Annotated in this window: 1 pseudogene; it reads right to left on the minus strand. The window is 61.0% G+C overall.

The annotated features are described in order from the left end of the window. Positions 1–179, minus strand: a pseudogene (locus tag QPM17_RS23705) (hypothetical protein); the annotation flags it as partial. Positions 180–600: the final 421 nt, after the last annotated feature.

The following is a 600-nucleotide window of genomic DNA, read 5'->3' on the forward strand; positions in this document are numbered from 1 at the left end:
GTGGAAACCTGCACGGCATTGGCATCAAAGTGGGCGCGGTGCACCTGCTGGGCTCGGAACAGCAAATCGTTGAAGGGGAGCGCGAACAGCGCCTCGATTTCGGCCAGCGACCAGTCGTGACGAATCGGCGCTTGATGGAAGGCTGGGGCGTTCGGGCCAGCCTGCGAGGCATCGGTCATGGTAGGCTCGTCTCGGTCAACTTGGGGGTGTTTCTGAGTTGACTGTGAGCGTACGTGAAATCGCTTTTCTGTCAACCAGGAAATGCCGATGGGTTGACTGTGGTGTGAGCGGCCATAGCGACCATGGCGGGTAGAATGATGGTTCTCGCTCCTGAAGTTATGAAGCGTAAGTTGTGGGGCATAAGTTGTGAGGCATAAGTTGCGAGGCACCGTTACATGGAACAGATGCGAGCACGCCCCAAGGGGAAGCATGACATGCCTGGGCGCATGCGATCAGGTGATTGGCTGCGCTCGCTCTGGTATGGCCTCGACGCCACGCTGCGCCAGGCGCTGCCAGGGCGTTGCGGTTTCTGCCTGGCGCCGGCCGAGCGGAACCGTCCCTGGTGTGCGCCCTGCTTCGAGGCGCTGCCGTGGAACCTGC

The organism is Marinobacter azerbaijanicus, from assembly GCF_030250645.1.
GTDB lineage: Bacteria > Pseudomonadota > Gammaproteobacteria > Pseudomonadales > Oleiphilaceae > Marinobacter > Marinobacter azerbaijanicus.